The following is a 24,090-nucleotide window of genomic DNA, read 5'->3' as shown; positions in this document are numbered from 1 at the left end:
GCAACGACCGCACGACCTTCTCCTACTTCGTGAAGCTGTCGAGCTTCATCTTCTCGCCGCGCCACGTGAAGGTCGCCCTTGCGTGGGACAGCAGGATCACGATGTTCCCGCTGCCTGGACTGGAGCTGCCGATCGCCTCGACGCTGACGGTGGACCTGGACCTGCAGATCTTCGACAGCCGAGGCAATCAGGTCGGCTACAGCGGCTCGTGGGACAACAGTTACGAGCTCGCCGAGTTCGAGGGCGAGCCGGGTGCGACGTACACGATCAAGATCCGTCGCTGGTCCGGCACGGACAGCGTTTGGTACGGGATCGGGTGGACAGTCACCGGCGGCCTCTTCTGGGCCGACGCCACGCGCTTTACAGTGCTGCAGGAGCTGATCGCTGCGCGGGCGAGGCGGTAGCTGGGCATCGCCGGGTTTGGCGCTATGTGAGCTACGCTCACGCTCTACGCTCGGGCGCTCGACTGGGGACGCTTGATGCCGAAGGCCGGGAGCACGGTCTCGGTAAAGGCCTGAATGGCCTCGAAGTCGTACGGGCCCGCGCGAAAGGCCAGGTTCACGCGCTGGGCTCCCACGGCCTCATAGGCCTGGCACATCTCGAGCGCGTCTTTCGGCAGGCCACGGAAAAAGCCTTTGCGCTCGGGTCTGTCGCCCCAGTGCGCTTTGAAGATTGCCTCGCCGCGCGCCACACCCTTCGCGTCGGCGCCCCCGTAGAAGCCGACGTTGACCGTGCGGGCGAGCGTCTTGGGATCGCGGCCTTCTTTTGCGCACCAATCCTCGAGGATGGCGTTCTTGGCCTTCCACGTCTGCGGGTCGATGTAGGGGGCATTCCAGCCGTCCGCGTACCTGGCCGCCGTCCTGAGCGTGCGCTTCTCGCCCTGGCCGCCTACCCAGATGGGCAGACGCTTCTGGACGGGCTTGGGATTGCAGCGCGCGTCGTTGAGCTGGAAGTACTGCCCCTTGAAGTTCGAGATGGGCTGATCGAAGAGCATGCGCAGGATCTGCACGGCTTCCTCCAGGTGATCCTGGCGGATGCCGATCCGCTCGAAGGGGATGCCGAAGCCCTCGTACTCGTGCTGGTGCCAGCCCGCGCCGATGCCGAGCTCGCAGCGGCCGCCCGAGAGGTGGTCGATGGTGCACACGGCCTTGGCGAGCACGCCGGGGTTTCGGTAGTTGACGCAGATGACGAGCGAGCCGACCTTCACGTGCCTCGTGTCGAGGGCGATGGCCGTCATGGTGCTGATGGCCTCGAAGCATGGCCCGTTGCCGTCTCGATAGGGCGACTCCTGGAAGTGGTCGGCCGAGGAGAACCAGTCGAAGCCGTTGGCGTCGGCATAGCGCCACAGCTTGCGCATCTCGGCCATGGGCCCGCCCACGTGTCCCAGGTGCATCCCGAAGGTCATCGCCATCGAAAGGTCTCCGGTGAAAGTTATCGCGTGGTGAGCGTCAAGCCGCCGTCCACGACCAGGGTCTGCCCCGTCACCCAGCGCGCCTCGTCGCTCGCGAGGTAGACGGCGGCCCAGCCCACGTCCCAGCCCTCGCCCTCGGTGCCGAGCGGAGTCGCCTTCCGTCGCTTCTCGCGCAGCTCGGGCCCGACGCTCTCGACCATCGGCGTCCACACCATGCCGGGCGCGATCGCGTTCACGCGCACGCCCTTGGGGCCGAGCTGCGCCGCGCAGGTGCGCACGAAGCCGATCACGCCCGCCTTGGCGGCGGCGTAAGCGGTGCGGTCGTGACCGCGCAGCGCGGCCACGGAAGAGACGCAAATGATGGCGCCGCGCCCGCGCTCGACCATGGGCTTGGCCGCGGCCTGTGTGGCGAGCAGCATGGACTTGAGGTTCACGGCCATGACCTTGTCCCACTCCTCTTCCGTCGTCTCGAAGAGCGTCTTGCGCGACTCGATGCCGACATTGTTGTGGAGGATGTCCACCGCGCCCCAGCGATCGAGCGCGGCCTTCACCATCGCCTCGCAGTCGGCCTTACGCGTCACATCGGCCGCGAAGACCGCGGCCTCGCCGCCTTCCTGGGCGATCAGCTTGGCCGTCTCCTCTGCGTTCTCGGCCTTCAGGTCGACGCAGAGCACCCGCGCGCCCTCGCGGGCGAAGAGGATGGCCGCGGCCTTGCCATTGCCGAGCCCGGGTCCGCGTGACCCCGCGCCCGTGATGACGGCGACCTTGTCCTTGAGTCTTCCCGGCATGGTCAGGGCAACCAACCTAGGATCGTTGCTCGAGCGGCAAGCTGAAGGTGAAGGTCGAGCCGATCCCCTCGTGGCTCTTCACCCAGATCCTTCCGCCATGGAGCTCGATGAACTTCCGTGAGAGGGCCAGCCCGAGCCCGGTGCCTTCCGCTTTCCTGTCCGCGGTGCCCACCTGCCGAAACTCCTCGAACACCGCGTCCTGATCCGCCGGCGCGATGCCGATGCCGGTGTCCGTGACGGATACCTCGGCGACACCGTCGTGCAGACGGGAGCCGACGTCGATCCGTCCCCCTTCGGGCGTGAACTTCAGGGCGTTGGACAAGAGATTCAAGAGGACCTGCTTCACCTTCCGCTCGTCGCCGCCGATCATTCCCAGACGCTTGTCGATGGTGCTCCCCAGCCTGATCCCCCGCCGGCTCGCCCGCTCTCTCACCAGGATCAGGGCGTTCTCGATGGCGTTCGGCAGATCGAAGTCCGACAGCTCCAGCTCCATGCGCCCCGCCTCGATCTTCGAGAGATCGAGGATGTCGTTGATGAGGGACAGGAGATGCCGTCCCGACTCCAGGATGTCCTGGAGGTATTCGGTCTGCTTCTCGTTGATGTCGCCGAACATCCCCTCGGAGAGGACTTCCGAGAAGCCGATGATCGCGTTGAGGGGTGTGCGCAGCTCGTGGGACATGTTGGCGAGAAACTCCGACTTGTGGCGGCTGGCCGCTTCGAGCTGGGCGCTCTTGTCCCCGATCTCACGGAAGAGCCGGGCGTTCTGGATGGCCAGGGCCGATTGGGTGGCGAACGTCTTGAGGACGTCAATGACCTCCGGGGGAAACTCCCCGGGCGCCTTCCGGTTGAAAGACAGGCTGCCGATGATCTGGTCTTCGCGGAGCAGGGGCACGGAGAGGAGCGCCCGGTACCCGTAGCGGATGAGGATCTCCCGGATGCTGCTCTGGTAGGCTCCGGGTCGGGTGATGTCGGGGATCTGGACTGGCTCGCCCATCTCGGCGGCGCGCCCCATGAGCCCTTCGCCCTTCCGGAGAGGTGCCGCCCGGAGGGCCTCGACGAACTCCGCGTCGTAGTGGTCGGTCGCGCGCAACTCGAACTGCTCGGCCGCCTCCTCGTACTCGTAGATCGAGCAGCGGTCGGCGTCGGCGAGCTTGCTGGCGCGGGAGACGATCGTGTTGAGCACCGTCTCGACGTCGAGCGTCGAGCTCACCGCCCGGCTGACGTCCCCCAGGGCCTTGAGCTCCTCGACCGAGCGCGTCAGCTGAGCGGTCCGGGCCTCCAGCTCCTTGAACAGGCGCACGTTCTCGATGGCGATGACCGCTTGCTCGGTGAAGGTCCTGAGCAGCTCGATCTCCCTATCCGAGAAGGGTTTCGGCGCTCCCGTCACGTCGCTCCGAGTGACCGCGAGGCCCCCGAGCGCGCGTCCCTCGCGCATGATGGGCACCGCGAGCACACTCCGGTAACCGGTCGAGCGAGCCAGCTCCCGCACGGCCTCGGACACCTCCGGGTTGAGCTCGATGTCGTGAATGTGGACGACGGCCCCACGGAGCATCGCTTGCGCCACGAGCAGACTGCCCTCCGCCAGCCGGTGCGGCGTGCGCCGGAAGTGCTCGAGCACCTCAGCCGGATAGTTGTGTTGAGCGGCGAGGTGAACGAACTCGCCCTCCAGTCGAAAAAACAGGGCGAAGCGGGCGTCGCACACGCGGACCGCGCTCCGCACGATCGTGTCGAAGACTGGCTGCGCGTCCGTCGGCGAGCCGCTGATGACGCGCAGGATCTCGCTGGTGGCCGCCTGCTGCTCGATGGTCTCGCGGACCTCGAGCCTTCGCGCCTCGATCTCCCGTTCGAGTCCCGCGTACCGCTCCTGAAGCTGAGCCGCCATCGCGTTGAATTGCCGAGCGAGAGGGTCGAGGGCAGCGTCAGTCTTGACGGCAACCCGATAGGCAAGGTCCCCACCACCGAGCTGAGCGATCCCCTCCTGCAATCCTCGGAGGGAGGGCACGATCCTGCTCGGCGACCGCGCCTTCTTGCGCCTCATCGCGACTCGGCCACGGGCGTCTCCACCCGCTAGCCCTTGAACGACCCGTCGATGCGCACGTCGATCACGTATGGCCCGCCCGAGGCGAGCCCGCGATGGATGGCGGGACCGACGTCCGCGGACTTTTCCACGAGCTCGCCCGGCACGCCCTGGGCCTTGGCGAGCCCGACGTAGTCCAGGCGCGGGTTGACAAGGTCCATGGCCACGTACTTGTCGTCCTCGGCGGAGAAGCCCTTCAGCGCGAGCGTCCGCTGCTTGAGGATGCGGTACGAGGCATTGTTGAAGATCACCCAGACCACGGCGATCGAATCATGCGAGGCCGTCCAGAAGGACTGGATGGTGTACATGGCGCTGCCGTCCCCGACCAGGGCCACCACGGGTCGCGACGGAAGGGCGAGCTTGATCCCGAGCGCGGCGGGCAGCCCCCAGCCGATGCCGCCCCCGCGAAGGCCGAAGAAGCCTTTGGGGTCGCGCGTGCGCAGGAGCTCGCGCAGGCCCCCGCCCGAGGAGATGCTCTCGTCCACCACGACGCCGTCATCGGGCACCGCCTCGGCCACCGCCGCCACCAGGGCGAGCGGGCTGATGGGCGTCTGGCCGCTTTCCCTCCGCGCGCGCTCCTTGAGGTCGGCGATCTTGGCCTCGCGCGCCTTGCCGAGGGCTTCCGCGCGCGCCTGGGCGGCCTTGCTCGCGGCGGGCGTGAGCCGCTTGCGAATCGCCTCGGCGAGCTCGGGCAGCGTGGCCTTGGGATCGCCCAGTATCGCCACCTTGGCCGGATAGTTCTTGCCGATCTCCCACGGATCCGTGTCCATGTGGATGAGGGTCACGCCCTCCGGCATGGGCTCGACGTCGGAAGGCAGAGAGAGCGTGAAGATGTCGCCGCCCACCGAGAAGATCAGGTCGTGCTTCATCAGGAGCTGGCGAATGGGCGGGCCGAGGCGCGGGAAGGTGCCCTGATACAGGCGATGCGTGGACGGGAAGGAGCACGTCGAGGGCACGCACTCGCTGTAGACGGGCGCGCCCAGGAGCTCAGCGACCTCGACCATCTCATCGAGTCCATCGCCGTGCGCCACGGCATCGCCCGAGATCAGGATGGGGCGCTCGGCCTTGACGAGGAGATCCGCGGCCGCCTCGATGGCGGCCTTGTCGCCGCGGATGCGCGGGGCGACGCGGGTCGTCTCGAGGAGATCGATCTCGAGCTCGGCATTGAGCACGTCGACGGGAAGCGAGATGAAGACAGGACCCGTGGGATGTGCCTTCGCGGTCTTGGCGGCGCGGCGCACGGCGCGAGGCAGATCCTCGAGGCGCGTGATCTGGTGCGACCACTTGACGTAGGGTCGCGCCACGGGCGGCAGATCTGACCAGAGAATGGGCTCGGTCAGGTTCATGGCCTGGTCGTGCTGGCCCGCGGTCAGGAGAAGGGGCGAGCCCGCCTTGCTCGCGTCGTACAGCATGCCCATGGCATTGCCGAGCCCGGGCGAGGTGTGCACGTTCACCGCGGCGAGCTTGCCGCTCGCCTGGGCGTAGCCGTCGGCCATGGCGATGGCCACCGCCTCCTGGAGGGCCAGGATGTAGCGGATGCGAGTCTCGCGCGCGAGGCCGTCCATGAGCGGCAGCTCGGTCGTGCCGGGATTGCCGAACATCACCTCGACGCCTTCCTGCTTGAGGATCTCGAGGAAGGCTTGCTTGCCGGACGTGAAAGGCATCGGAAACTCCTCCCAAGGGTGACGGGTCTGGCCCACAGTCGACGCGCCGCCTCGCGCGCAGGCCGGCCTCGGATTATAGGCCCGCTTTCTTGACTGCGCCAGAGGTGGCCTGTAGGCTCGCTTCGACATGTCGAACGCCGTCGCATCGCCGTTTCTCCTCGCCTGTCGCCGGCAACCGACATCGGTCACGCCGATCTGGCTCATGCGCCAGGCCGGACGCTACATGCCCGAGTACCGCGCGATGCGCGCGCGCTACGGCTTCCTCGAGCTGTGCAAGAATCCCCAGGCCGCGGCTGAGGTGACGCTCCAGCCCGTCGACCGGCTGGGGGTGGACGCGGCCATCCTCTTTGCCGACATCCTGCTCGTTCTCGAGCCTCTCGACGTCGGGCTCGAGTTCGTCGAGGGTGAAGGGCCGCGCATCCCCCGTCCCATCAGGAGCGCGGCCGAGGTTGCCGCGCTCCCCTCCGTGGACGTGGCAGAGGCCGTGGGCGCGGTGTTCGAGACGGTGCGGCTCGCGCGCAAGGCGCTGGCCGAGCGCGTGCCGCTCATCGGCTTCGCCGGCGCGCCCTTCACGCTCGCCTCGTATCTGATCGAAGGCGGCCCTTCCCGCGAATTCCTGCTCACCAAGCGCTTCATGCGGGCGGAGCGACGGGCGTGGGACGCCCTCATGGCCCGGCTCTCCGCCATCGTTGCGGAGTATCTGAATGGCCAGATCGCCGCGGGCGCGCAGGCCGTGCAGCTCTTCGACTCCTGGGTGGGGACGCTGTCTCCGTCCGACTACCGCGAGTTCGTTCAGCCGTGGAGCCGCGAGACCATTCGTCGCCTCACTCCCGCGACACCGGTGATCCACTTCGGGGTGGGCACGGCGGGCCTCCTTCCTTTAATGAAGGAAGCCGGGGGCGATGTGCTGGGGCTCGACTGGCGCGTGGAGCTGGGGCCGACGTGGGACAGGCTCGGTCATGACATCGCCGTGCAGGGCAATCTCGACCCCGCGGTGCTCCTGTCGAATGTCGGGGCGATCCGGCGCGCGACCCAGGGCATTCTCGACGGGGCCAAGGGGCGCCCCGGCCACATCTTCAACCTGGGGCATGGCGTGCACCAGGAGACGCCGGTGGAGAACGTGAAGGCACTCGTGGACATCGTCCACGAGCTGTCCGCGCGATGAAATTCGACTCGGTGCTGCTCATCGCCTTCGGCGGGCCGGAGAAGCCGGAGGATGTCCGGCCATTTCTCGACATCGTCACGGCCGGGCGCCGCATCCCTCCCGAGCGCCTCGAGGAGGTTGCCCACCACTATGAGCGGCTGGGCGGCCGCTCGCCGCTCACCGAGCTGACTCTTCTTCAGGCCGAGGGGCTTCGCCAGGCCCTCGCGCGCGAGGGGCTCGCGCTTCCCGTCTATGTCGGGATGAGGAACTGGCATCCCTTCCTCCACGAGACCTTGACGGAGATGCGGGAGCGCGGCCATCGCCGCGCGCTCGGCATCATTCTCTCCGCCTTCCAGACGGAGGCCTCGTGGGAGCGCTACATGCAGGACGTGGATCGCGCGCGCGAGAAGGTCGGCGCCGGCGCCCCCGAGGTGGTCTTCACGCCCGGGTGGCCCGACCACCCGCGCTTCATCGAGGCCATGGCGGGGCGCGTGAGCGATGCCTTGAGCCAGGTGCCCAGGGAGGGGCGAGGTGACGCGCTGCTGATCTTCACCGCTCACAGCGTGCCCACAGCCATGGCCAAGGCGTCACCCTATGCCGCCCAGCTCGAGGGTGCCTCGCGCGCCATCGCGGCGGGAGTCGGCCACGAGCGCTGGCAGATCGCGTATCAGAGCCGGAGCGGCTCCCCGCGCGAGCCCTGGCTCGAGCCCGACATCTGCGATGTGCTGCGCGGGCTCGAGGGCAAGGGCGTCGGCGACGTGGTGCTGGCTCCCATCGGCTTCGCCTGCGATCACGTCGAGATCCTCTACGATCTCGACGTCGAGGCACGCCGCCTCGCCGATCAGCTGGGTATTCGCCTTCACCGCGCCGCCGCCGCCAATGATCATCCCGCCTTCATCGCCATGCTGGTGGACCTCGTCAGGCGAGGCCCGGCGTGAAGCTTGCCATAGTCGGTGGTGGCATCGCGGGGCTCTGCGCCGCGCACCGCGCGGGCGAGCTTGCGCGCGAGCGCGGACTCGACCTCGAGCTGAGCCTCTTCGAGGCCTCCGACCGGCTCGGAGGCACCATCCAGACGGAGCGGCGCGAGGGCTTCCTCGTGGAATGCGGCCCCGACTCCTTCCTGTCCGAGAAGCCCTGGGCCCTCGAGCTCTGTCGCCGTCTCGGCGTGGCGGACAGGCTCGTCCGCACCGATGATCGGTTCCGGCGCGTCTTCGTCGTCTTCCGAGGCCGCTTGCATCCGCTGCCCGAGGGCTTCCAGCTCCTGGCCCCCACGCGCTTTGGCCCCTTCCTCCGCTCTGGCCTCTTCTCCTGGCCGGGCAAGCTCCGCATGGGGCTCGACCTCCTGCTGCCGCGAGGTCTCGATCCCGATGAGAGCCTGGGCGCCTTCGTGCGGCGACGGCTGGGCCGTCAGGCCCTCGAGCGTGTGGCCCAGCCGCTCGTGGCCGGCATCTACACGGCCGATCCCGATCTCTTGTCTCTGGCCGCGACCATGCCCAGATTTCTCGAGCTGGAGCGCCGCGAGCGGAGCCTCATCCTGGCCCTCTGGCGCGCGGCCCGGCGGGCCCCCTCGGGAAGCCGCGAGGCGAGCGGCGCGCGCTGGTCGCTCTTCGTCAGCTTCGCCGACGGCATGGAAGAGATGATCCGCGCGCTCCAGTCTCGGATCCCTTCCGGCGCGGTGCGACTCAAGGAGCGGGTCACCGGCGTGACCCGCGAGGGCGGCCGCTGGCGCATCGCCACCGCCGAGGGGCTGGCGGCCGAGGCGGACCGCGTGATCCTCGCGTGCGAGGCCCATCACGCGGCGCGCGCGCTTCGCTACACCCACCCCGCCCTCGCCCTCCTGCTCGAAGGCATCCCGTATGCCTCCTCGGCGACGGTGACCCTGGCCTGGCGCCGCGCCGACATCCCGCATCCGCTCGACGGCTTCGGGTTCGTGGTGCCGCAGATAGAGCGGCGGCCCGTCATCGCCTGCACCTTCTCGAGCGTGAAGTATCCGGGGCGCGCGCCCGAGGGCGGCGCGCTCCTGCGGGTCTTCATGGGCGGGGCCATGAACGAGGGTGTGCTCGAGGGAGACGACGAGACGCTGGTGCGGGTCGCGCGGGGGGAACTTGCCGAGCTTCTCGGAATCCAGGCCGCGCCTCTGTGGACGCGCGTGGGCCGCTATCCACGCGCCATGCCGCAATACCAGATCGGGCACCTGGCGCGTGTCGAGGCTATCGAGGGCTGTGTGCGGGAGCTACCCGGCCTCGCCTTGGCAGGCGGGGCCTATCGCGGCGTGGGCATCGCCGACTGTGTCCGCTCGGGTGAGGACGCGGCTCTGCGACTGCTGGAAGGAGCTACTTCGAGTCGGGGTTGATCCTGTCCATCAGCAGGTGCACCTCGAGGACGGAATCGAGGTACTGCAGGCTGAATGGCTTGGTGACGTAGTCGGAGGCGCCCAGGCCCAGGGCCGTCTGCGCGGACTCGATCTCCTCGATGGCCGTGACCATGATGACGCAGACCTCGGGCTGCATGGCCTTGATGCGGCGAAGGGTCTCCATGCCGCCGATGCCCTGCATCATGAGATCGAGCAGCACCATGTGCGGCTGATACTCCGGCAGGCGCGCCAGTGCCTCTTCGCCGTCCGCCGCCTCCAGCACTTCGTAGCCCTTGTTTTGCAGGTGCTCGGTCACCAGCTTGCGCATCTCGAGCTCGTCGTCGACCACCAGCACCTTGGCCCGGACGGGACGCGAGGGGACGGCGCCGGAGCCGGCGGCGAGAGCCAGGGGGGCTATGACGCCCACGCGAGCGAGGGTCTCCGAGAGCTTGCCGAGATCGAGGGGCTTGGCGAGCGCGCCCGCCACCGACAGACCCGCCTCCGTGACGAGGTCGAGGGCATTGCCCATGCCACTGACGAGGATGACGGCGATGCCCGGATTGAGCGCCTTGATGCGACCGAGGGCGCCGATGCCGCCCAGGCGAGGCATGAAAAGGTCCATGACGACCGCGCGAGGCATCCACTGCTTGACTTGCAGGAAGGCCTCGACGCCATTGGTGGCGGTGAGGACCACGAAGCCCTGCAGGGTGAAATACTCCTTGAGCAGATCCAGGACTCCTGGATCGTCGTCCACGCACAGGATGCTCGGAAGATGTGTGTCCATCACAGGCTCCCTTCAAGCCCCCGCATCGGTCATGTCGCCCTCTCGGCTCGGTGCCGGGTCGGGCTCTCCTATCCATATATTCGGCACTTTGGCCCGAAAGACGGAGAGTATTCGAAGGGCGCTAGCGCTTTCGGAGGCCTATTCGAAACCTGCTGATCTTATTGAGAAATGGGGCCAGGGCCCGACGGAGGCCTTCCGGCCAGACTCCGCTCCGGTACAGCCTCACGGCCGCCCGGACATTGAGGGCGATGACCTCGTCCCAGCGCCCGGCCTCCCTGATCACTTGCTCAGCCTGACTCCGCGTCGGGTCCGCCGTCTTCGGGAAGCTCACGGTGTCTTCCTGGCTGATCGTCGCTTTGTGGGTCGTGCCGAAGACGGTCTCGACCCCCTCCCGACGCCCATATTCGAGCAGGTCGGCCTGGGTCTGTTCCATCTGGCGCTCGAGAGCGTGTCTCTGTTCGCGTAGCTCGACGAGCCTGTCCACGAGGACGGAGCCGGGCTCCCGCACGCGTTCGGGCTCGGGGAGAGCGGCTTGCCGGAACTGATGGCTCCAGGCGGGACACATGGCCTGATAGGTACACGTTCGACAGTGACCGCCCACTCGCGTCTCGAATGCCCGGTCCGCCTGGATGACGTCGATCAGCGCGAGCGTCCGTCGCTCGAGGTCCAGGAGCGCCTCGGGAGCTCGAGAGGAGCGCATCTCCACGTCGAAGGCGAGATAGTGCCAGATGAGCTCGACGCGCTCCGCGAGCAGCGGGTAGCTCCGCTGGACACCGATTTGGTAGAGCGCGAGCTGCCGGTCGCGGTCGAGATCTTGTTGGGTGGGAAGTCGGCGGCCCGTCTTGTAGTCGTGGATCCGCCAGACGCCATCCCGAGCCATGGACAGGCGATCCACGTAGCCCTGGAGCGAGATACGGCGCTCGGGATCGAGGGAGAGCAGGACCCGGGCCTCGACCTCCACCGTCCGGTCGCCCTCGAAGGGACGGTAGCGCGCGTCGTAGGTCGCGAGGTCCCGCTCGCCCTGACGGAGGAAGTCGTCGGGCGTCATGCTGGGGTCGGAGACGACGATCTCGGGGGCCCATTCCGCCTGCCATGTCCGCCGGTATCCCTCCAGAATCTCGTCGAGCGAGGGCGTGCGCCCGCGCAGGATCCGGCGGTAGAGCGTCTCGAGAGCCGTGTGCACCTGGCTGCCCCGGAACATCTCCACGGTTCTTACTTGCGGCCGCATGATGCGATCGATGTACTTGAAGCGGTACTGTCGAGGGCACGTCTCGTAGACGCTGAGGCGCGAGTGCGAGAAGAGGGGCATGACGGTGCCATCGTATCGCGATCCCGCGGGGTTGGCGTCGAGGGGCCGTCGGACGATCACGGTGCCCGAGAGATCTATCGTCACCGCTTTGATCACGTGCTCCGGGTGTCCCCGTTCCATGGCGCAGATGTTGCACATTCACATGCCACGACTGAGCCATGGGAAAGCCCGCTTGCAGACACCACGACCCTCTCCCTCGTAACAGCGAGCGGGACTCGGAGGCTGGACCTCAGAGGTTAGCACTCCGGGCCCGGAACGGTGGCTAGATGGCTGTGAGAGCAGCGGAAATGACCGATTGCGCTCCTGGGGCTGAAGTCGTGCCCTGCTGGCCTCTCTGGCCTACAAATCTGGAAGGATTTTGGGCGCCCGCTGAGCCAGAAAATCCCCCTTCGGCACCCTATCCTAGGAATCTTGTCGATAGCCCTGACCAACCTGAAAGGCCGAAATCTGGCAGGGGTCTGACGCCCACGGGTAACCCTTCATCAATAAGCGACCAGTCCACGGACCCTCCCGCACATTAGAAGACGACCGAGCCCATGAACGCCGTACTCGGCATCAGCGCCTATCACGGGGATGCGGCGGCCGCGCTCCTCGTGGACGGACGGCTGACCGCAGCGATCGCCGAGGAGCGGCTGACTCGCGTCAAGCACTGGGCCGGCTTTCCCTCCGAGTCCATCCGGACCTGCCTCAGCACGGCGGGGATCGAGCCCTTCGAGCTTTCCGCCATCGCCATCGCGCGCGATCCGCGCGCGCACTTCTGGAGGAAGGCGCTCTATGCCGCCCTCCACCGTCCGTCGCTTCGTCTCGTGCGAGATCGCGCCACCAACCGCCGTCGGGTGCAGGACTCCGCTCAGGAGGCCGCGACCGCTCTGGGGCTGACGGAGTGGTACGTGCGCTCCGGCATGCACTGGGTCGAGCACCACCCGGCGCATCTGGCGAGCACCTTCTTCGTCTCCCCGTGGGAGGAGGCGGCCGTCTGCGCCATCGACGGCTTCGGCGATTTCGTGAGCACGTCCTGGGGCACGGGCACGGGCAATCGTCTCGACGTGCTCGGGCGCGTGCACTTCCCGCACTCGCTCGGCATGTTCTATCTCGCCCTCACGCAGTACCTCGGCTTCATGAAATACGGCGACGAGTACAAGGTGATGGGCCTGGCCGCCTACGGCGCTCCCGACTTCGCGGCGCCCCTGCGGCGGCTCATCCATCTTCAGGCCGACGGCACCTTCCGTCTCGACCTCCGCTATTTCCGGCATCACACGGGCGGCGTCGACATGACCTGGGAGGGCGGCGAGCCCGTGATGGGGCGCGTCTTCACGCCCGCCCTCGAGGCCTTGCTCGGGCCCGCGCGTCGTCCCGAGGAGCCGCTCGAGCCGCGGCACGAGGCGATCGCGGCCTCGGCCCAGGCCGTCTTCGAGGAGGCGGCCTTCCACCTGCTTCGCTCCGTCCAGCGGCGCACCGGGCTCAAGCGGCTCGCCCTGGCCGGCGGCTGCGCGCTCAACAGCGTGATGAACGGAAAGATCCGCACGGAGACGCCATTCACCGAGGTCAATATCCAGCCCGCGGCCGGCGATGACGGCACCGCGCTCGGCGCGGCCTTGCTCGTCTGGCATGAGCGGCTCGGCAATCCCCGCAACGGCTTCACCATGGACCACGCCTCCTGGGGCCCAGGTTTCGACGCGGCCGCCGTCGATGAAGCGCTGGGTCAACGCACAGACGATCTCTCGCGCGCCGGCGGTCGCCTGGTGCCCCTCGAGGATCTCGAGGACCGCGCGCGCTGGGCGGCCGAGCGCGTGGCCCAGGGGCAGGTGGTGGGCTGGTTCCAGGGACGCATGGAGTGGGGCGCCCGGGCCCTCGGCCAGCGCAGCATCGTGGCCGACCCGCGGCGCGCGGACATGCGCGACATCATCAACAGCAAGATCAAGATGCGCGAGCGCTTCCGCCCCTTCGCGCCCTCCATCCTCGAGGAGTCGCTCGACGACTACTTCGTGGGCGCGGTGCCCGACCCCTTCATGGTGCAGGTGTATCCCGTGCGACCGGAGAAGCGCGAGGTCATTCCGGCCGTCACCCACGTGGACGGCACGGGAAGGCTTCAGACGGTGAGCCGGAGCGCGAGCCCGGAATACTGGCAGCTCATCAAGGCCTTTGAGAAGCTCAGCGGCGTGCCCGTGGTGCTCAATACCTCGTTCAACGAGAACGAGCCCATCGTGCTCACGCCGCTCGAGGCCCTCGACTGCTTCCTCCGCACCCGCATGGACGCCCTCGTCCTCGGCGCGACGGGAATCGAGAAGGCCGCATGAAGGTCTGCGTCTTCAACCGCTCGTACTGGCCCGACCATGGGGCGACGGGCCAGCTCCTGGCCCAGCTCTGCGAGGATCTGGTGGCGCGGCACGGCATGGACGTGACCGTGGTGTGCGGCGAGAGGCCGGGCGGAGGCCATGGCGGCTTCGGGCTCGTGCGCCGCGAGATGCGGAACGGCGTCGAGATCCTGCGCGCTCGGGGCACCACCTTCGACAAGTCACGCTTCGTGGGCCGGATCGCGAACTACCTGAGCTACTTCTTCTCGGCCTGGCTCGCGGGCCGGCGAGGAGGGCGCCCGGACGTGGTGGTGGCCCTCACCGATCCTCCCATCATCGGCCTGGCCGCCCTCCACGCCGCGCGGCGGGCCGGCGCGCGCTTCGTCTATGTCTGCCAGGATCTCTTCCCCGAGGTCACGCGCATCATGGAGGATTTCCGGAGCCGGCTGATCGATGGCGCGCTGGAGCGGGTGGGCCGCGCGCTGGTCGCGCGCGCCGACCGCATCGTCGCCGTGGGCGAGACCATGCGGGACCGGCTGGTGGAGGGCAAGGGCGCCGATCCGGCCCGCGTGACGGTGATCCACAACTGGGCGGACTGTGCGGCCATCATCCCGCGGCCCAAGGACAATGCGTTCGCGCGCGCCCATGGCCTCGTCGAGCCCTTCGTGGTCATGCACTCGGGCAATCTCGGCCTCTCCCAGAACCTCGACGCCTTCGTGGACGCGGCGGCGCGGCTCCGGGGCGAGTCCGGTATCGAGTGGGTGCTCATGGGGGGAGGCGCACGTCAGGCCGCGCTGCGAGAGCGCGTGAGCGAGCTCGGGCTCGAGCGGGTGCGCTTCCTGCCCCGCCAGCCCGAAGAGGGTCTGGCAGATGCCTTCGGCAGCGCCGATATCTTCGTGATCGGCCTCCGGCAGGGACTGGCCGGCTGCATCGTGCCGAGCAAGCTCTACGGCATCCTGGCTGCGGGCCGCCCCTACATTGCCGCCGTCGAGGCCGCCTGCGAGGTCGCCAACATCACCTTCAAGCACGACTGCGGGCTGCTCGCGCCTCCGGGCGACGCCGCGGTCCTCGCGGCCCAGGTGCTCGAGCTGTACCGCGATCGCGAGCTCTGCCGGCACCTCGGCGCCAATGCGCGCCGGGCCGCCGAGAGCTTCGACCGGCCCGGGCAGGTGGATGCTTATGCACGGATCCTCCGCGACTCGGCCACCGAGCCGCGGCCCGTGCGGCACTCGCGACGGAAGCGCGCCTTCGACGTGGCGCTCTCCGGCCTGGGCCTCGTCCTCTCCGCGCCGATCTGAGCCCTGGTCGCCCTCGCCATCAAGGCCGGCGACGGCGGGCCCGTGTTCTTTTCTCAGGAGCGCGTGGGCATCGGCGGACGCCCCTTCCGCAGCTTGAAGTTCCGCTCCATGGTCCCCGATGCCGAGCGCTTCGGCCCCCTCCAGGCCATGGAGGGAGACCGACGCATCACGCGCGTCGGGCGCTGGCTCAGGGCCTCGGCCCTGGACGAGCTGCCGCAGCTCTGGAACATCTTCGTGGGTGACATGAGCTTCGTGGGCCCGCGCGCCCTCGTGCCGGCGGAGATCGAGACCCACGCGGGCGGGGCGCTCGGCAAGCTGGCCGACGTCCCCGGCTATGCGCAGCGGCATCAGGCGCGCCCGGGGCTGACGGGCATCGCCCAGGTCTTCGCGGCCCGCGATGTCCCCCGGCGCCTGAAGTTCCGCTACGACCTCCTCTACATCCGCCGGCGGAGCTTCTGGCTGGACCTGCGGCTCATCGCGCTCTCCTTCTGGATCACGGGCCTCGGGCGCTGGGATCGCCGCGGGCCCAAGGTCTGATCAGCCTCGTTCGCAAAGCTTGGTCGCGCAGGCCCCGGCCGCTATGATGCCGGCATGCACGATGTCGCGGTCGTGGGAGGCGGCCCGGCCGGCCTCCTGACCGCCCGCCGCTGTGCCGAGGCGGGCCTCGACGTCACCGTCCTCGAAGAGCATGAGCAGATCGGCCAGCCCGTCCACTGCACGGGCATCATCTCGCTCGAGACGGCCTCCCTGACCAAGATCCCCGAAGATGTCGTCCTCCAGCGCCTCCGGCACGCTCGCCTCATGGCGCCGGGCGGCGGCTCGTGCCATGTCCCGTGGACGGGTTCGGGCGCCGAGGAGATTCTGGCCGTGGACCGCGGTCAGTTCGACCGGAGCCTGGCCGAGCAGGCTCAGCGCGCCGGGGCCGTCCTGCGCACGGGGGCGCGCGTGGACGAGATCGCCTCGGATGCCGACGGCGTCACCCTCCTCGCGGGCACCAGAGCCATCCACGCTCGGGCCTGCGTCCTCGCCTGCGGCGTCTCCTACCGTCTGCATCGGCAGCTCGGTCTGGCCCTGCCCGCTCACGTGCTGCACACCGCGCAGGTCGAGGTGGAGAGCGAGCCCGCCGACGAGGTGGAGATCCACTTCGGCCGCGAGATCGCGCCGGACGGCTTTCTGTGGGCCGTGCCCGTGCGCCGGGGCGAGGGCGCCGCCCTCAAGGTGGGCGTGCTCTCGCGGGGAGACGCGGGCGCCTACCTCGCGCGCTTTCTCACGCGGCCCGAGGTGCGGGCGCGCCTCCGGCGCCAGCCCAGCCGTCCGGTCCGGCGCCTCCTGCCCCTGCAGCCCGTGCCGCAGACCGTGGCCCATCGGCTCCTCCTCGTGGGCGATGCTGGCGGCTTCACCAAGCCGAGCACGGGCGGCGGCATCTTCTACAGCCTGCTCACCGCCTCGCTGGCCGCCGACACGCTGATCGAGGGTTTTCAGGCGGGCCGGCTCGACGAGGGCTTCCTCAAGCGCTACGAGGACCGCTGGGAGACGCAGCTCGGTCCCGAGCTGCGCATGTCGGGCTGGCTCCGGCAATTTCTCGCCCGCTGCCACGACCGCGAGATCGACGAGCTCGTGCGCGCCCTCGCCTCCGAGTCCGTCCAGGACGTGATCCGCCGCACCGCTCGCTTCAATCGCCACCGCGACCTCATCGTGGCCCTCCTGCGCGAGCCCGGCATCGCCTCGCTGCTCCTGAAGTCGCTGTTCCGGTAGCGGGCGGCGGATGGAGACTCGCTTCTCTTGGGGATGACGAAGCGGCGTTGAAAGCGTAGAGACAGTGAACACGTCGCCGTGACCCGCAACATCAAGATCCTGTGGATCGTATTCATTGGAGTAGTGCTGGTTGTAGGCGGGAGCATAGGCATCGGCGCCTATTTCCTCTTCAAGTCCGGCGTCACTCGGCCCTTCGACAACATGTTTGGCGACCAGTACCTGAAGAGCGCCGTCGCTCTGGTCGAGCTCCACAAGGTCCGCTATGGACGCTATCCGGACGCCCTCGAAGATCTTCAGTTCCTGGGGAAATGGGACGACATAGTGCTCGATGCCGTGGAGTACTGCGCGAATCCAGATGGTACCCAGTACTATCTGGAGGTACGCCGCGGCTGGATCGGAAAGCCGGAGCTGTCGCCGCCTCCCCAGTTCTGGCAGGGAACGGGCTTCAACAAGAGCCTTGGGCCTTGCCAGTAGCGACTCATGGCGCTCAGGCCGTCGGGGAACCCAGGGAGCGGTGAGCGCGATCGACGTGGTCCGGCAACGTTACGCCGAGGAGCTGGCCTATGCGGGTCATCTGACCTCGCCCGCCGTCATCCGGACCTTCTCTCGGGTGCCTCGCGAACAGTTCCTCGGTCCGGGTCCCTGGAGAATCTACCAAGGGTATACGCGCCAGTACTGGACCACTCCGGACGCCGATCCCCAGCACGTGTACCATGACGTCCTCGTCGCGATCGACGAGACGCGGCTGCTGAACAACGGCCAGCCAAGCTTCCTGGCCTTCCTGATCGAGGCCCTCGAGCTTCAGGAGGGCGAGCATGTCGTTCACATCGGGTGCGGCACCGGGTATTACACGGCGATCCTGGCTGAGCTGGTCGGACCCACCGGTCGTGTCGTCGCCATCGACGTGGACGCGGAGCTTGTTGCTCGTAGTCGCGGCAACCTGGCCGCGTGGCCGAATGTCGAGGTCGTCCACGCCGACGGCGGGGCCCATGACCCCGGGCCGGTCGATGCCATCCTCGTCAACGCCGGCGCCACCCACCCCCGGCCCATCTGGCTCGACTCGCTTCGCCCGAAGGGAAGACTGTTGTTGCCCCTCACGGGAATCTACTCGGGCGGCTGGGTCCTGAAGGTGATCCGTCAGGGGGGTGGATACGCGGCCCATTTCATCTCGTCGATCAGCATCTTCCCGTGTCACGGTGCGCGGGATGCGGACGGTGCCCGGCTTCTCACCGAGGCCTTCACGCAGGGCGGCTGGGGTACCGTACGCTCACTTCGCCGCGACACCCATCAGAGCGAGCGCTCCTGCTGGCTCCACGGCGACCATCTCTGTCTGTCGACCGCCGAGCCGGCGGGCTGAGCGAGGATTCGATGCGCGCGGGAGCCGATTCAGGCGGTCACATGCCCCAGGGATATGTCTCGGGCGGCTCGCCGTCGCGCCGCGGGTCCAGACGGAGCGGGTGGAGGGCGTGGGTCTCGTCGAGATAGATCAGCGCGTCGTAGCGGCGCGGGAGCACGGTGGGCACGTAGTTGCCACGCTCATGGTGGGGATCGTAGACGACGCCGATGGCGCGATGCGGTCGCACTTCCAGGAAGGCGCCGGTGTGTGCCGCGTCCTCGTTCAGCAAGAAGAGCGCATGATCGCGGCCCGTCCGGTACAAGACGTCTTCCCAGCTTCCCAGCCGACCGGGCGGGACCGGCATACGCTGCATGGGAGCCTCCCACTCCGATCCGGCCATGACGCTGCCCCGATGCGAGGCGAAGCCAACCAGCACCACGCCCTCTTCTGAATGCCGCTCCCGGGCGAGCTGCCCGACGTTCACCATGCCGGCCCGCGGCATGTCGGTGGCGCGGGCGTCGCCGATGTGCGTGTTGTGCTCCCAGACGATCGCGCGGGCCTCGGGTCCATGGAAGCGCATGAGCCGGTCCAGCGTGTCGACCATGTGCCGATCTCGCACGTTCCAGGAAGCCTCGCCGCCCTGGACCATGGCCCGGTAGTAGCTCTCGGCGTCTCTGACCACGAGCGCGTTCTGCTCGGCGGCGAAAAGCGCCTCGGGGTCATCCGCGCGATCCTGCGGCGCGCTCTGGCGCAGGGCGCTGAGCAAGGCGACCACTTCCTGCTCGCAAGAGGCGGGAACCAGCGATACGTGCGCGCGGGCGTACAGCTCCACGTCACCGCCGTAGGGTTCGAAGCAGCGGTAGGCACGCCGGGCGGCTTCCATGGCCGGGCCGTCCACTCGCTCCAGGTAGCGGACCACGGCGCCCAAGGATTGCCAGAGACTGTAGACGTCGAGCCCATAGAAGCCGACGCGCTTGCCCTCCGGCCGTGGCGAGTTGTGGCGCCGCAGCCATTCGGCGAAGGCCACGACTTCCCAGTTGGCCCACATCCATGTCGGCCAGCGAGTGAAGCCCCGCAGCGCCGCCTGGGCGTCGCCCTTGACCGCGGCCCGACCTTTCACGTAGCGATTCACCTCGTAGCAGTCCGGCCAGTCGCCCTCCACCGCGATGAAGGAGAAGCCCTTTTCCTCGATGAGCCGCTGGCTGATTCGCGCGCGCCACACGTAGTACTCCGACGTCCCATGCGAGGCTTCACCCAGGAGGACGTAGCGAGCATCGCCGATCCGGTCCATCAGGGGGTCGAGGTCGGCCAAGCCCTCCAGAGGACGCGCCAGCCGACCGCACTGCTCGATCAGCCCGTCGAGGCTGGGGGAAGGCGGGAGAACCACCGCGGGGGGTCGCTCGCGCGGGGTGCGAGAGAGGATCTTCAGCACCTCGTCGTCGGTCGTCTGCTCGAAGTCGGCGTACCAGGAGCCAACGGCCCCGAGGTGGGTGGGCGTCGCCACGCATACGACCTCGTCGACCGCGGAGCGGAGTGATTCGGCCGTGTCGGCCGCGCATACCGGCGCCGCGAACACGATTCGCCGAGGCCGCTGCCGTCTCAATGCGTGGATGGCTGCCCGAGCCGTCACGCCTGTCGCCAAGCCATCATCGACCAGGATGACCGTCCGGTCGTGAACGGTGGGCTCTGGCTTATCGCCCCGGTACCGACTCAGCCGGCGCTCCATCTCCTCGGTTTCGGCGGCGGTGATCCACTCGAGCTGCTTGGCCGAGATGCCGAGCTCGCGCACGGCCGCCTCGTCCACCACGCGCACGCCGGGGGCGATGGCCCCCACGCCGAGCTCTGGCTGCCCGGGAGCCCCGAGCTTGCGCGCCACCATCACCTCCAGGGGCGCCCCAAGTCTCCGCGCCACTTCTTCGCCGACGACCACTCCGCCGCGGGCGAGAGCTATGACGAGCGGATTCTCGGCTCGGTAGGCCAAGAGTCGCACGGCCAGTCGGCGCCCCGCGTCGACGCGATCGCGGAACTGCAAATCGTGATCGGTGCCCTTCGCCATGCTCATCCTCCTTGACCTCCACCACTCCACGAAGCGGTAAGTGCATCGCGGATGCCAAGCGAAGGAAAGGGGTCGCACAGGTAATATGATTCGTGGAATGCTCGTTGGGTCTGGGTCGTTGATCCCGGCCCGGGAAAAATCGACGCGGTCGCTCCGTGCCAACCCTGTTCCTTGGAGCGTGTAATTGCCCATGAACGACGAGAAGACCAGCTTGAAGGACTGGCTGACCATGGTCGAGAAGCTGCGATACGCGCCGCAATGGGCCTCGGAGGGACCGGTGCCCGTCGAGATGACGCAGACGCACATCTCGGTGGTGCTGCTGGGACGTGAGCGCGTGCTGAAGCTGAAGAAGCCTGTGAACTTCGGCTTTCTCGACTACTCCACGCTCGAGCAGCGCCGTATCGCCTGCGAGGCCGAAGTCCGTCTCAATCGACGGCTGTGCGAGGAAACCTATCTGGGAGTCCAGCCGATCGGCCAAGTGGACGGCGTGCCGCAGCTCTCAGATGCCGGCTCGGTGATCGACTATGCTGTCCTCATGAAGCGGTTGCCTGCCGACCACATGCTGGACGAGATGGTGCGCCGCGACTCCGTGACGGAGGCGAATATCGATCGCGTGGCGCACCGGTTGAGCGAATTTCACCGGACGGCTCGTCGGGGGCCGGAGATCGACGCGTGGGGTACCCGGGAGCAGACGCGTCGCAACTGGGATGAGAACTTCACCCAGATGAGCTCGTTCGTGGGCCGAACGATAGAGACCGCCGCATATCAGCTCCTGCAGGATTGGGTCGAGCAATGGCTCGCCCGCCACCGGGCTCATTTGGACGAACGGATTCGCGGGGGCCGGATTGTCGACGGGCACGGAGACGTCCGCGGCGAGAGCGTGTGCGTCATCAACGGCATCTGCATCTTCGACTGCATCGAGTTCAACGACCGCTTCCGATGCTGCGACGTGGCGAGCGAGGTGGCTTTTCTCGCCATGGACCTGGATTCGCTGGGACGGCCCGATCTGGGCTACTACGTCAGCGAATGCTACGCGGCGCACGCGGCCGACGCGGGACTGTTCCGTCTCCTTCCCTTCTATCGGTGCTATCGTGCGTATGTGCGCGGCAAGGTGCTCAGCTTCCGGCTGGACGAGGCGGAGTTCAGCGCGGCCGACAAGAGCCGGGCGGCGGAGCGGGCCGCTGGATATTTCGAGCTGGCCCGCCGCTACGCGACGCCCCTGCGCGGGCCGACCGTCGTGGTCGTGATGGGGCTTGCCAGTACCGGGAAGACTTCCATGGCGCGGGCGGTCGCGGGCGAGCTGGGACTCCGTGTGGTGTCGACCGACGCCGTCCGCCAGGAGCTGTTCGGGACCGAAAAGGGTGTCGCCGACTACGGACAGGGAGCCTACCGCCCCGAGGCGAATCAACGCACCTATCAGAGGCTGGTAGAGAGGGGCCGCGGCCTGACGGTCGAGGACGGCGGCGTGGTGCTCGACGGCACGTTTCTTCGTGATGAGGATCGAATGGGGGTGCGCCATATGGCCTCCTCAGCCGGCGCGGCCGTGCGATGGATCGAGTGCGAGCTGCCGGCCGACCTCGTGCGACAGCGGCTGGAACGCCGGCGGCAGCGGCACGAAGGGCTCTCTGACGCCACGTGGGACACGTATCTCCACCAACGAGACGAGTACGTTGCCCGGCGAGGTCGACAGGAGGATCGCCACCTCGTCGTGGACATGACGCAGAGCCTCCCGACGTGCGCCCGACGCGCCACGGACTGGCTGCGCGGCTCCTAGGGCAATCCCCATTCCCATGGTGATGATAGAACGGTTGCGCGACCTGGCCGCGCTCACAACGTTGATTACGGAAGGCGAGCGGTCTGGCTCCCGGTTCGTAGGGCGGCTCGCTACCGAGTGGGCGAGCGGGGCCAACCGCTTCGACAAGCCCGGCGAGGCGCTCTTCGTGGCACGCGTCGAGGGGCAACCCGTCGGCGTGTGTGGGCTCAATGTCGATCCATACACGGCCGCAAGGCGGGTGGGCAGGGTGCGCCACCTTTACGTCATGGAGGCGTATCGGCGCCAGGGGATCGGGCGGCGGCTTCTGGCGGATGTCGTGGCGGCGGCGCGCGGTCCGTTCGACCGACTGCGATTGCGGACCGCGAACCTCGAGGCTGCGCGCTTCTACGAAGCGATAGGGTTCGCGGTTTGCCCAGGGGAGGCCGAATCCACCCACGCCCTCGATTTACGTGGCAAACTCTAGCCTCACGGCAGGACTGGGCAGTGACCGCAGGAGAGCGGGGCCCGACCAAGCATGGCCCGAACGACAGATATCTCCCTTCGGCCGTATCGATCCGACGATGCGCGGGTGCTCCATGAGGCAGCCATGGAGTCCGTGTCGGAGGTTCGACCTTTCATGCCGTGGTGCCGGCCTGATCTGACCGTCGAGGACTCCCGGAGCTGGATCGGGGCGCAGGTGGCGGCGTTCGAATCGCGCGCCGCTTTCGAGTTCGTCATCGTGTCGGCCGAGGGAAGGTTCCTCGGGGGGTGCGGCCTCAACCAGATCGACGACGCCAATCGGCGCGCCAATCTGGGATACTGGGTGCGCTCGTCGGCCACTCGCCGTGGCGTCGCCACCGCGGCCGTCCGCCAGCTCGTGCCGTGGGCTTTTGCCAAGACCGATCTCGTTCGATTGGAAGTGGTCGTGTCAGTCGAGAATGCCGCAAGTCTTCGGGCCGCCGAGAAGTCGGGAGCCGTGCGCGAGGGCGTGCTCAGGGAGCGCCTCGTGCTGCACGGGAAGTCGCACGACGCGGTGATGTTCTCCTTTGTCCGCTCCGACCAGCAAGCCGTCTAGCGACGTCAGCTCGCTCTCGGCGCGAGCGCATCCAGCACCTCGAGGGCGCCCTCCAGGGTGACGCCGCGGGGATCGAAGTTGGCCTCGAGGAAGAGCTCGGTCAAGCCGGCCTCGGCGTAGCGCTCCACGTCCTCGCGGATCTCGGCCATGGAGCCCCAGAGCGGGCGGCGCTCGGGGCCCTTGGCCGTCGCGTGAAGCTGGAAGCTGCCGCGCGAGACGATCTGCAGCGTCGCGGGATCGCGCCCGGCCGCCTCGGCCGCCGCCTTGATCTCCTTGACGAGCGGCGCCACCTGACCCAGCGGCACGTTGCCGCCGTTGAAGCCGTCGTAGGTGACGGCGCGACGGATCACGGTGGGGCCGTAGCCGCCGATGGTGATGGGCGGATGTGGACGCTGGAGCGGCCGGGGCTCCACCCTGGCGCGCGGCACCGAGTAGAACTCGCCCTTGAACTCCACGGGATCCTCCGTCCAGATGGCCTTGAGGCAGCGCAGGAATTCGTCCGCGCGCCTGCCGCGATGCTGGTACGGCACCCCGACGGCGTCGAACTCGTCCTTGGACCAGCCGAGCCCAAGTCCAACATCCAGCCGGCCGCCGGAGACTACGTCGAGGGTGGCGAGCTGCTTGGCCAGCATCACGGGCGTGTAGTACGGCATGATGAGCACGCTCGTGCCCAGCCTGATGCGCGAGGTGACGGCGGCCACGAAGGCGAGCGAGACCAGCGGGTCCATCACGCGCTCGAAGGACTTGGGCCAGGGCTGGCCGGGCAGGGGCGGGTAGTCGTTCTGGGGCTTGATCGGGTAGAGCAAGCGCTGGAAGACCCAGATGGAGTGATAGCCCAGCGCCTCGGCGCGCTGAGCGACGAGAACTTGATTCTCGGGCGTGGCCCAGGGGCCGGCCATGGGGAGCGAGAAGCCGAGGTTCATGATGTCTCCTCTTCTGATGTACCCCTCAAAGGAATCTCTCTTTCTTCTGATGTACCCCTCAAAGGAATCT

General features: G+C 68.1%; 21 protein-coding genes. 13 read left to right on the top strand and 8 right to left on the bottom strand.

Going from position 1 to position 24,090, the window contains the following annotated elements; translation table 11 throughout:
• On the top strand, positions 1-404 hold a 404-nt coding region (locus tag VGT00_11630; protein ID HEV8532060.1), incomplete at its 5' end, for a hypothetical protein.
• A gap of 44 nt (positions 405-448) precedes the next feature.
• On the opposite strand, the gene VGT00_11625 is transcribed toward VGT00_11630, so the two are convergent.
• The 4 genes from VGT00_11625 to VGT00_11610 are packed head-to-tail and all read right to left on the bottom strand — an operon-like array spanning position 449 to position 5,940.
• The gene (locus VGT00_11625) at positions 449-1,411 is read right to left on the bottom strand and encodes an LLM class flavin-dependent oxidoreductase (protein ID HEV8532059.1); all 963 of its coding nucleotides are present in this window, start codon (positions 1,409-1,411) and stop codon (positions 449-451) included.
• 20 nt (positions 1,412-1,431) lie between these two features.
• Positions 1,432-2,199, bottom strand: a complete 768-nt coding sequence (locus VGT00_11620; GenBank protein HEV8532058.1) for an SDR family NAD(P)-dependent oxidoreductase — start codon at positions 2,197-2,199, stop codon at positions 1,432-1,434.
• Between the two features lie 16 nt (positions 2,200-2,215).
• Positions 2,216-4,237, bottom strand: a complete 2,022-nt coding sequence (locus VGT00_11615) for a GAF domain-containing protein (protein HEV8532057.1) — start codon at positions 4,235-4,237, stop codon at positions 2,216-2,218.
• 29 nt (positions 4,238-4,266) lie between these two features.
• Positions 4,267-5,940 carry a thiamine pyrophosphate-binding protein gene (locus VGT00_11610; protein ID HEV8532056.1) on the bottom strand — a complete coding sequence of 558 codons (1,674 nt, stop codon included), beginning with the start codon at positions 5,938-5,940 and terminating at the stop codon, positions 4,267-4,269.
• Positions 5,941-6,067: 127 nt separating this feature from the next.
• Here VGT00_11610 and hemE point away from each other — a divergent pair, with 127 nt between their 5' ends.
• The 3 genes from hemE to hemG are packed head-to-tail and all read left to right on the top strand — an operon-like array spanning position 6,068 to position 9,437.
• On the top strand, positions 6,068-7,105 hold the full coding sequence (hemE, locus tag VGT00_11605) for a uroporphyrinogen decarboxylase (protein ID HEV8532055.1): 1,038 nt from the start codon (positions 6,068-6,070) through the stop codon (positions 7,103-7,105).
• Positions 7,102-8,022 (top strand): ferrochelatase, encoded by a 921-nt coding sequence (gene hemH, locus VGT00_11600; protein HEV8532054.1) that lies wholly within the window; start codon positions 7,102-7,104, stop codon positions 8,020-8,022. The genes hemE and hemH overlap by 4 nt, the downstream gene beginning before the upstream one ends.
• On the top strand, positions 8,019-9,437 hold the full coding sequence (gene hemG, locus VGT00_11595) for a protoporphyrinogen oxidase (GenBank protein HEV8532053.1): 1,419 nt from the start codon (positions 8,019-8,021) through the stop codon (positions 9,435-9,437). The genes hemH and hemG overlap by 4 nt, the downstream gene beginning before the upstream one ends.
• Here the strand turns inward: hemG and VGT00_11590 are convergent.
• Both VGT00_11590 and VGT00_11585 read right to left on the bottom strand, forming a co-directional pair.
• Entirely contained in the window at positions 9,418-10,221 is an 804-nt protein-coding gene (locus VGT00_11590) for a response regulator (GenBank protein ID HEV8532052.1), read from the bottom strand. The two genes, hemG and VGT00_11590, sit on opposite strands and share 20 nt — an antisense overlap.
• Positions 10,222-10,342: 121 nt before the next feature.
• Entirely contained in the window at positions 10,343-11,650 is a 1,308-nt protein-coding gene (locus tag VGT00_11585; GenBank protein ID HEV8532051.1) for a PD-(D/E)XK nuclease family protein, read from the bottom strand.
• Positions 11,651-12,066: 416 nt separating this feature from the next.
• Here VGT00_11585 and VGT00_11580 point away from each other — a divergent pair, with 416 nt between their 5' ends.
• The 6 genes from VGT00_11580 (at position 12,067) to VGT00_11555 (ending at position 18,234) form a co-directional block, all read left to right on the top strand.
• The gene (locus VGT00_11580) at positions 12,067-13,827 is read left to right on the top strand and encodes a carbamoyltransferase C-terminal domain-containing protein (protein HEV8532050.1); all 1,761 of its coding nucleotides are present in this window, start codon (positions 12,067-12,069) and stop codon (positions 13,825-13,827) included.
• Entirely contained in the window at positions 13,824-15,122 is a 1,299-nt protein-coding gene (locus tag VGT00_11575) for a glycosyltransferase family 4 protein (protein HEV8532049.1), read from the top strand. The genes VGT00_11580 and VGT00_11575 overlap by 4 nt, the downstream gene beginning before the upstream one ends.
• 3 nt (positions 15,123-15,125) lie before the next feature.
• Positions 15,126-15,659 (top strand): sugar transferase, encoded by a 534-nt coding sequence (locus VGT00_11570; GenBank protein ID HEV8532048.1) that lies wholly within the window; start codon positions 15,126-15,128, stop codon positions 15,657-15,659.
• A gap of 54 nt (positions 15,660-15,713) precedes the next feature.
• Positions 15,714-16,877: an NAD(P)/FAD-dependent oxidoreductase gene (locus tag VGT00_11565; GenBank protein ID HEV8532047.1), complete on the top strand. Its 1,164-nt coding sequence runs from the start codon at positions 15,714-15,716 to the stop codon at positions 16,875-16,877.
• 78 nt (positions 16,878-16,955) lie between these two features.
• Positions 16,956-17,351, top strand: coding sequence for a hypothetical protein (locus VGT00_11560; GenBank protein HEV8532046.1), 396 nt, complete (start codon positions 16,956-16,958; stop codon positions 17,349-17,351).
• A gap of 40 nt (positions 17,352-17,391) precedes the next feature.
• Positions 17,392-18,234, top strand: coding sequence for a methyltransferase domain-containing protein (locus tag VGT00_11555; protein HEV8532045.1), 843 nt, complete (start codon positions 17,392-17,394; stop codon positions 18,232-18,234).
• 37 nt (positions 18,235-18,271) lie between these two features.
• On the opposite strand, the gene VGT00_11550 is transcribed toward VGT00_11555, so the two are convergent.
• Entirely contained in the window at positions 18,272-20,269 is a 1,998-nt protein-coding gene (locus VGT00_11550) for an erythromycin esterase family protein (protein HEV8532044.1), read from the bottom strand.
• Positions 20,270-20,459: 190 nt separating this feature from the next.
• On the opposite strand from VGT00_11550, the gene VGT00_11545 reads away from it, so the two are divergent.
• The 3 genes from VGT00_11545 to VGT00_11535 are packed head-to-tail and all read left to right on the top strand — an operon-like array spanning position 20,460 to position 23,097.
• Positions 20,460-22,043: an AAA family ATPase gene (locus VGT00_11545; protein ID HEV8532043.1), complete on the top strand. Its 1,584-nt coding sequence runs from the start codon at positions 20,460-20,462 to the stop codon at positions 22,041-22,043.
• A 34-nt stretch (positions 22,044-22,077) separates the two neighbouring features.
• Entirely contained in the window at positions 22,078-22,506 is a 429-nt protein-coding gene (locus tag VGT00_11540; GenBank protein HEV8532042.1) for a GNAT family N-acetyltransferase, read from the top strand.
• 51 nt (positions 22,507-22,557) lie between these two features.
• Positions 22,558-23,097, top strand: coding sequence for a GNAT family N-acetyltransferase (locus VGT00_11535; protein ID HEV8532041.1), 540 nt, complete (start codon positions 22,558-22,560; stop codon positions 23,095-23,097).
• 5 nt (positions 23,098-23,102) lie between these two features.
• Here the strand turns inward: VGT00_11535 and VGT00_11530 are convergent, their stop codons facing one another.
• The gene (locus VGT00_11530; GenBank protein ID HEV8532040.1) at positions 23,103-24,020 is read right to left on the bottom strand and encodes an LLM class F420-dependent oxidoreductase; all 918 of its coding nucleotides are present in this window, start codon (positions 24,018-24,020) and stop codon (positions 23,103-23,105) included.
• Positions 24,021-24,090 lie beyond the last annotated feature (70 nt).

The sequence above is a fragment of the Candidatus Methylomirabilota bacterium genome (assembly GCA_036002485.1).
GTDB lineage: Bacteria > Methylomirabilota > Methylomirabilia > Rokubacteriales > CSP1-6 > AR37.
This window is presented reverse-complemented; position numbering and strand designations above follow the sequence as displayed.

Bases quoted from the DNA above. Each gene is read 5' to 3' on its own strand.
- VGT00_11625 (HEV8532059.1), bottom strand. From the start codon at position 1,411: ATGGCGATGACCTTCGGGATGCACCTGGGACACGTGGGCGGGCCCATG.
- VGT00_11620 (HEV8532058.1), bottom strand. From the start codon at position 2,199: ATGCCGGGAAGACTCAAGGACAAGGTCGCCGTCATCACGGGCGCGGGG.
- VGT00_11615 (HEV8532057.1), bottom strand. From the start codon at position 4,237: ATGAGGCGCAAGAAGGCGCGGTCGCCGAGCAGGATCGTGCCCTCCCTC.
- VGT00_11610 (HEV8532056.1), bottom strand. From the start codon at position 5,940: ATGCCTTTCACGTCCGGCAAGCAAGCCTTCCTCGAGATCCTCAAGCAG.
- hemE (HEV8532055.1), top strand. From the start codon at position 6,068: ATGTCGAACGCCGTCGCATCGCCGTTTCTCCTCGCCTGTCGCCGGCAA.
- hemH (HEV8532054.1), top strand. From the start codon at position 7,102: ATGAAATTCGACTCGGTGCTGCTCATCGCCTTCGGCGGGCCGGAGAAG.
- VGT00_11590 (HEV8532052.1), bottom strand. From the start codon at position 10,221: ATGGACACACATCTTCCGAGCATCCTGTGCGTGGACGACGATCCAGGA.
- VGT00_11585 (HEV8532051.1), bottom strand. From the start codon at position 11,650: ATGGAACGGGGACACCCGGAGCACGTGATCAAAGCGGTGACGATAGAT.
- VGT00_11580 (HEV8532050.1), top strand. From the start codon at position 12,067: ATGAACGCCGTACTCGGCATCAGCGCCTATCACGGGGATGCGGCGGCC.
- VGT00_11575 (HEV8532049.1), top strand. From the start codon at position 13,824: ATGAAGGTCTGCGTCTTCAACCGCTCGTACTGGCCCGACCATGGGGCG.
- VGT00_11565 (HEV8532047.1), top strand. From the start codon at position 15,714: ATGCACGATGTCGCGGTCGTGGGAGGCGGCCCGGCCGGCCTCCTGACC.
- VGT00_11550 (HEV8532044.1), bottom strand. From the start codon at position 20,269: ATGGCGAAGGGCACCGATCACGATTTGCAGTTCCGCGATCGCGTCGAC.
- VGT00_11545 (HEV8532043.1), top strand. From the start codon at position 20,460: ATGAACGACGAGAAGACCAGCTTGAAGGACTGGCTGACCATGGTCGAG.
- VGT00_11535 (HEV8532041.1), top strand. From the start codon at position 22,558: ATGGCCCGAACGACAGATATCTCCCTTCGGCCGTATCGATCCGACGAT.
- VGT00_11530 (HEV8532040.1), bottom strand. From the start codon at position 24,020: ATGAACCTCGGCTTCTCGCTCCCCATGGCCGGCCCCTGGGCCACGCCC.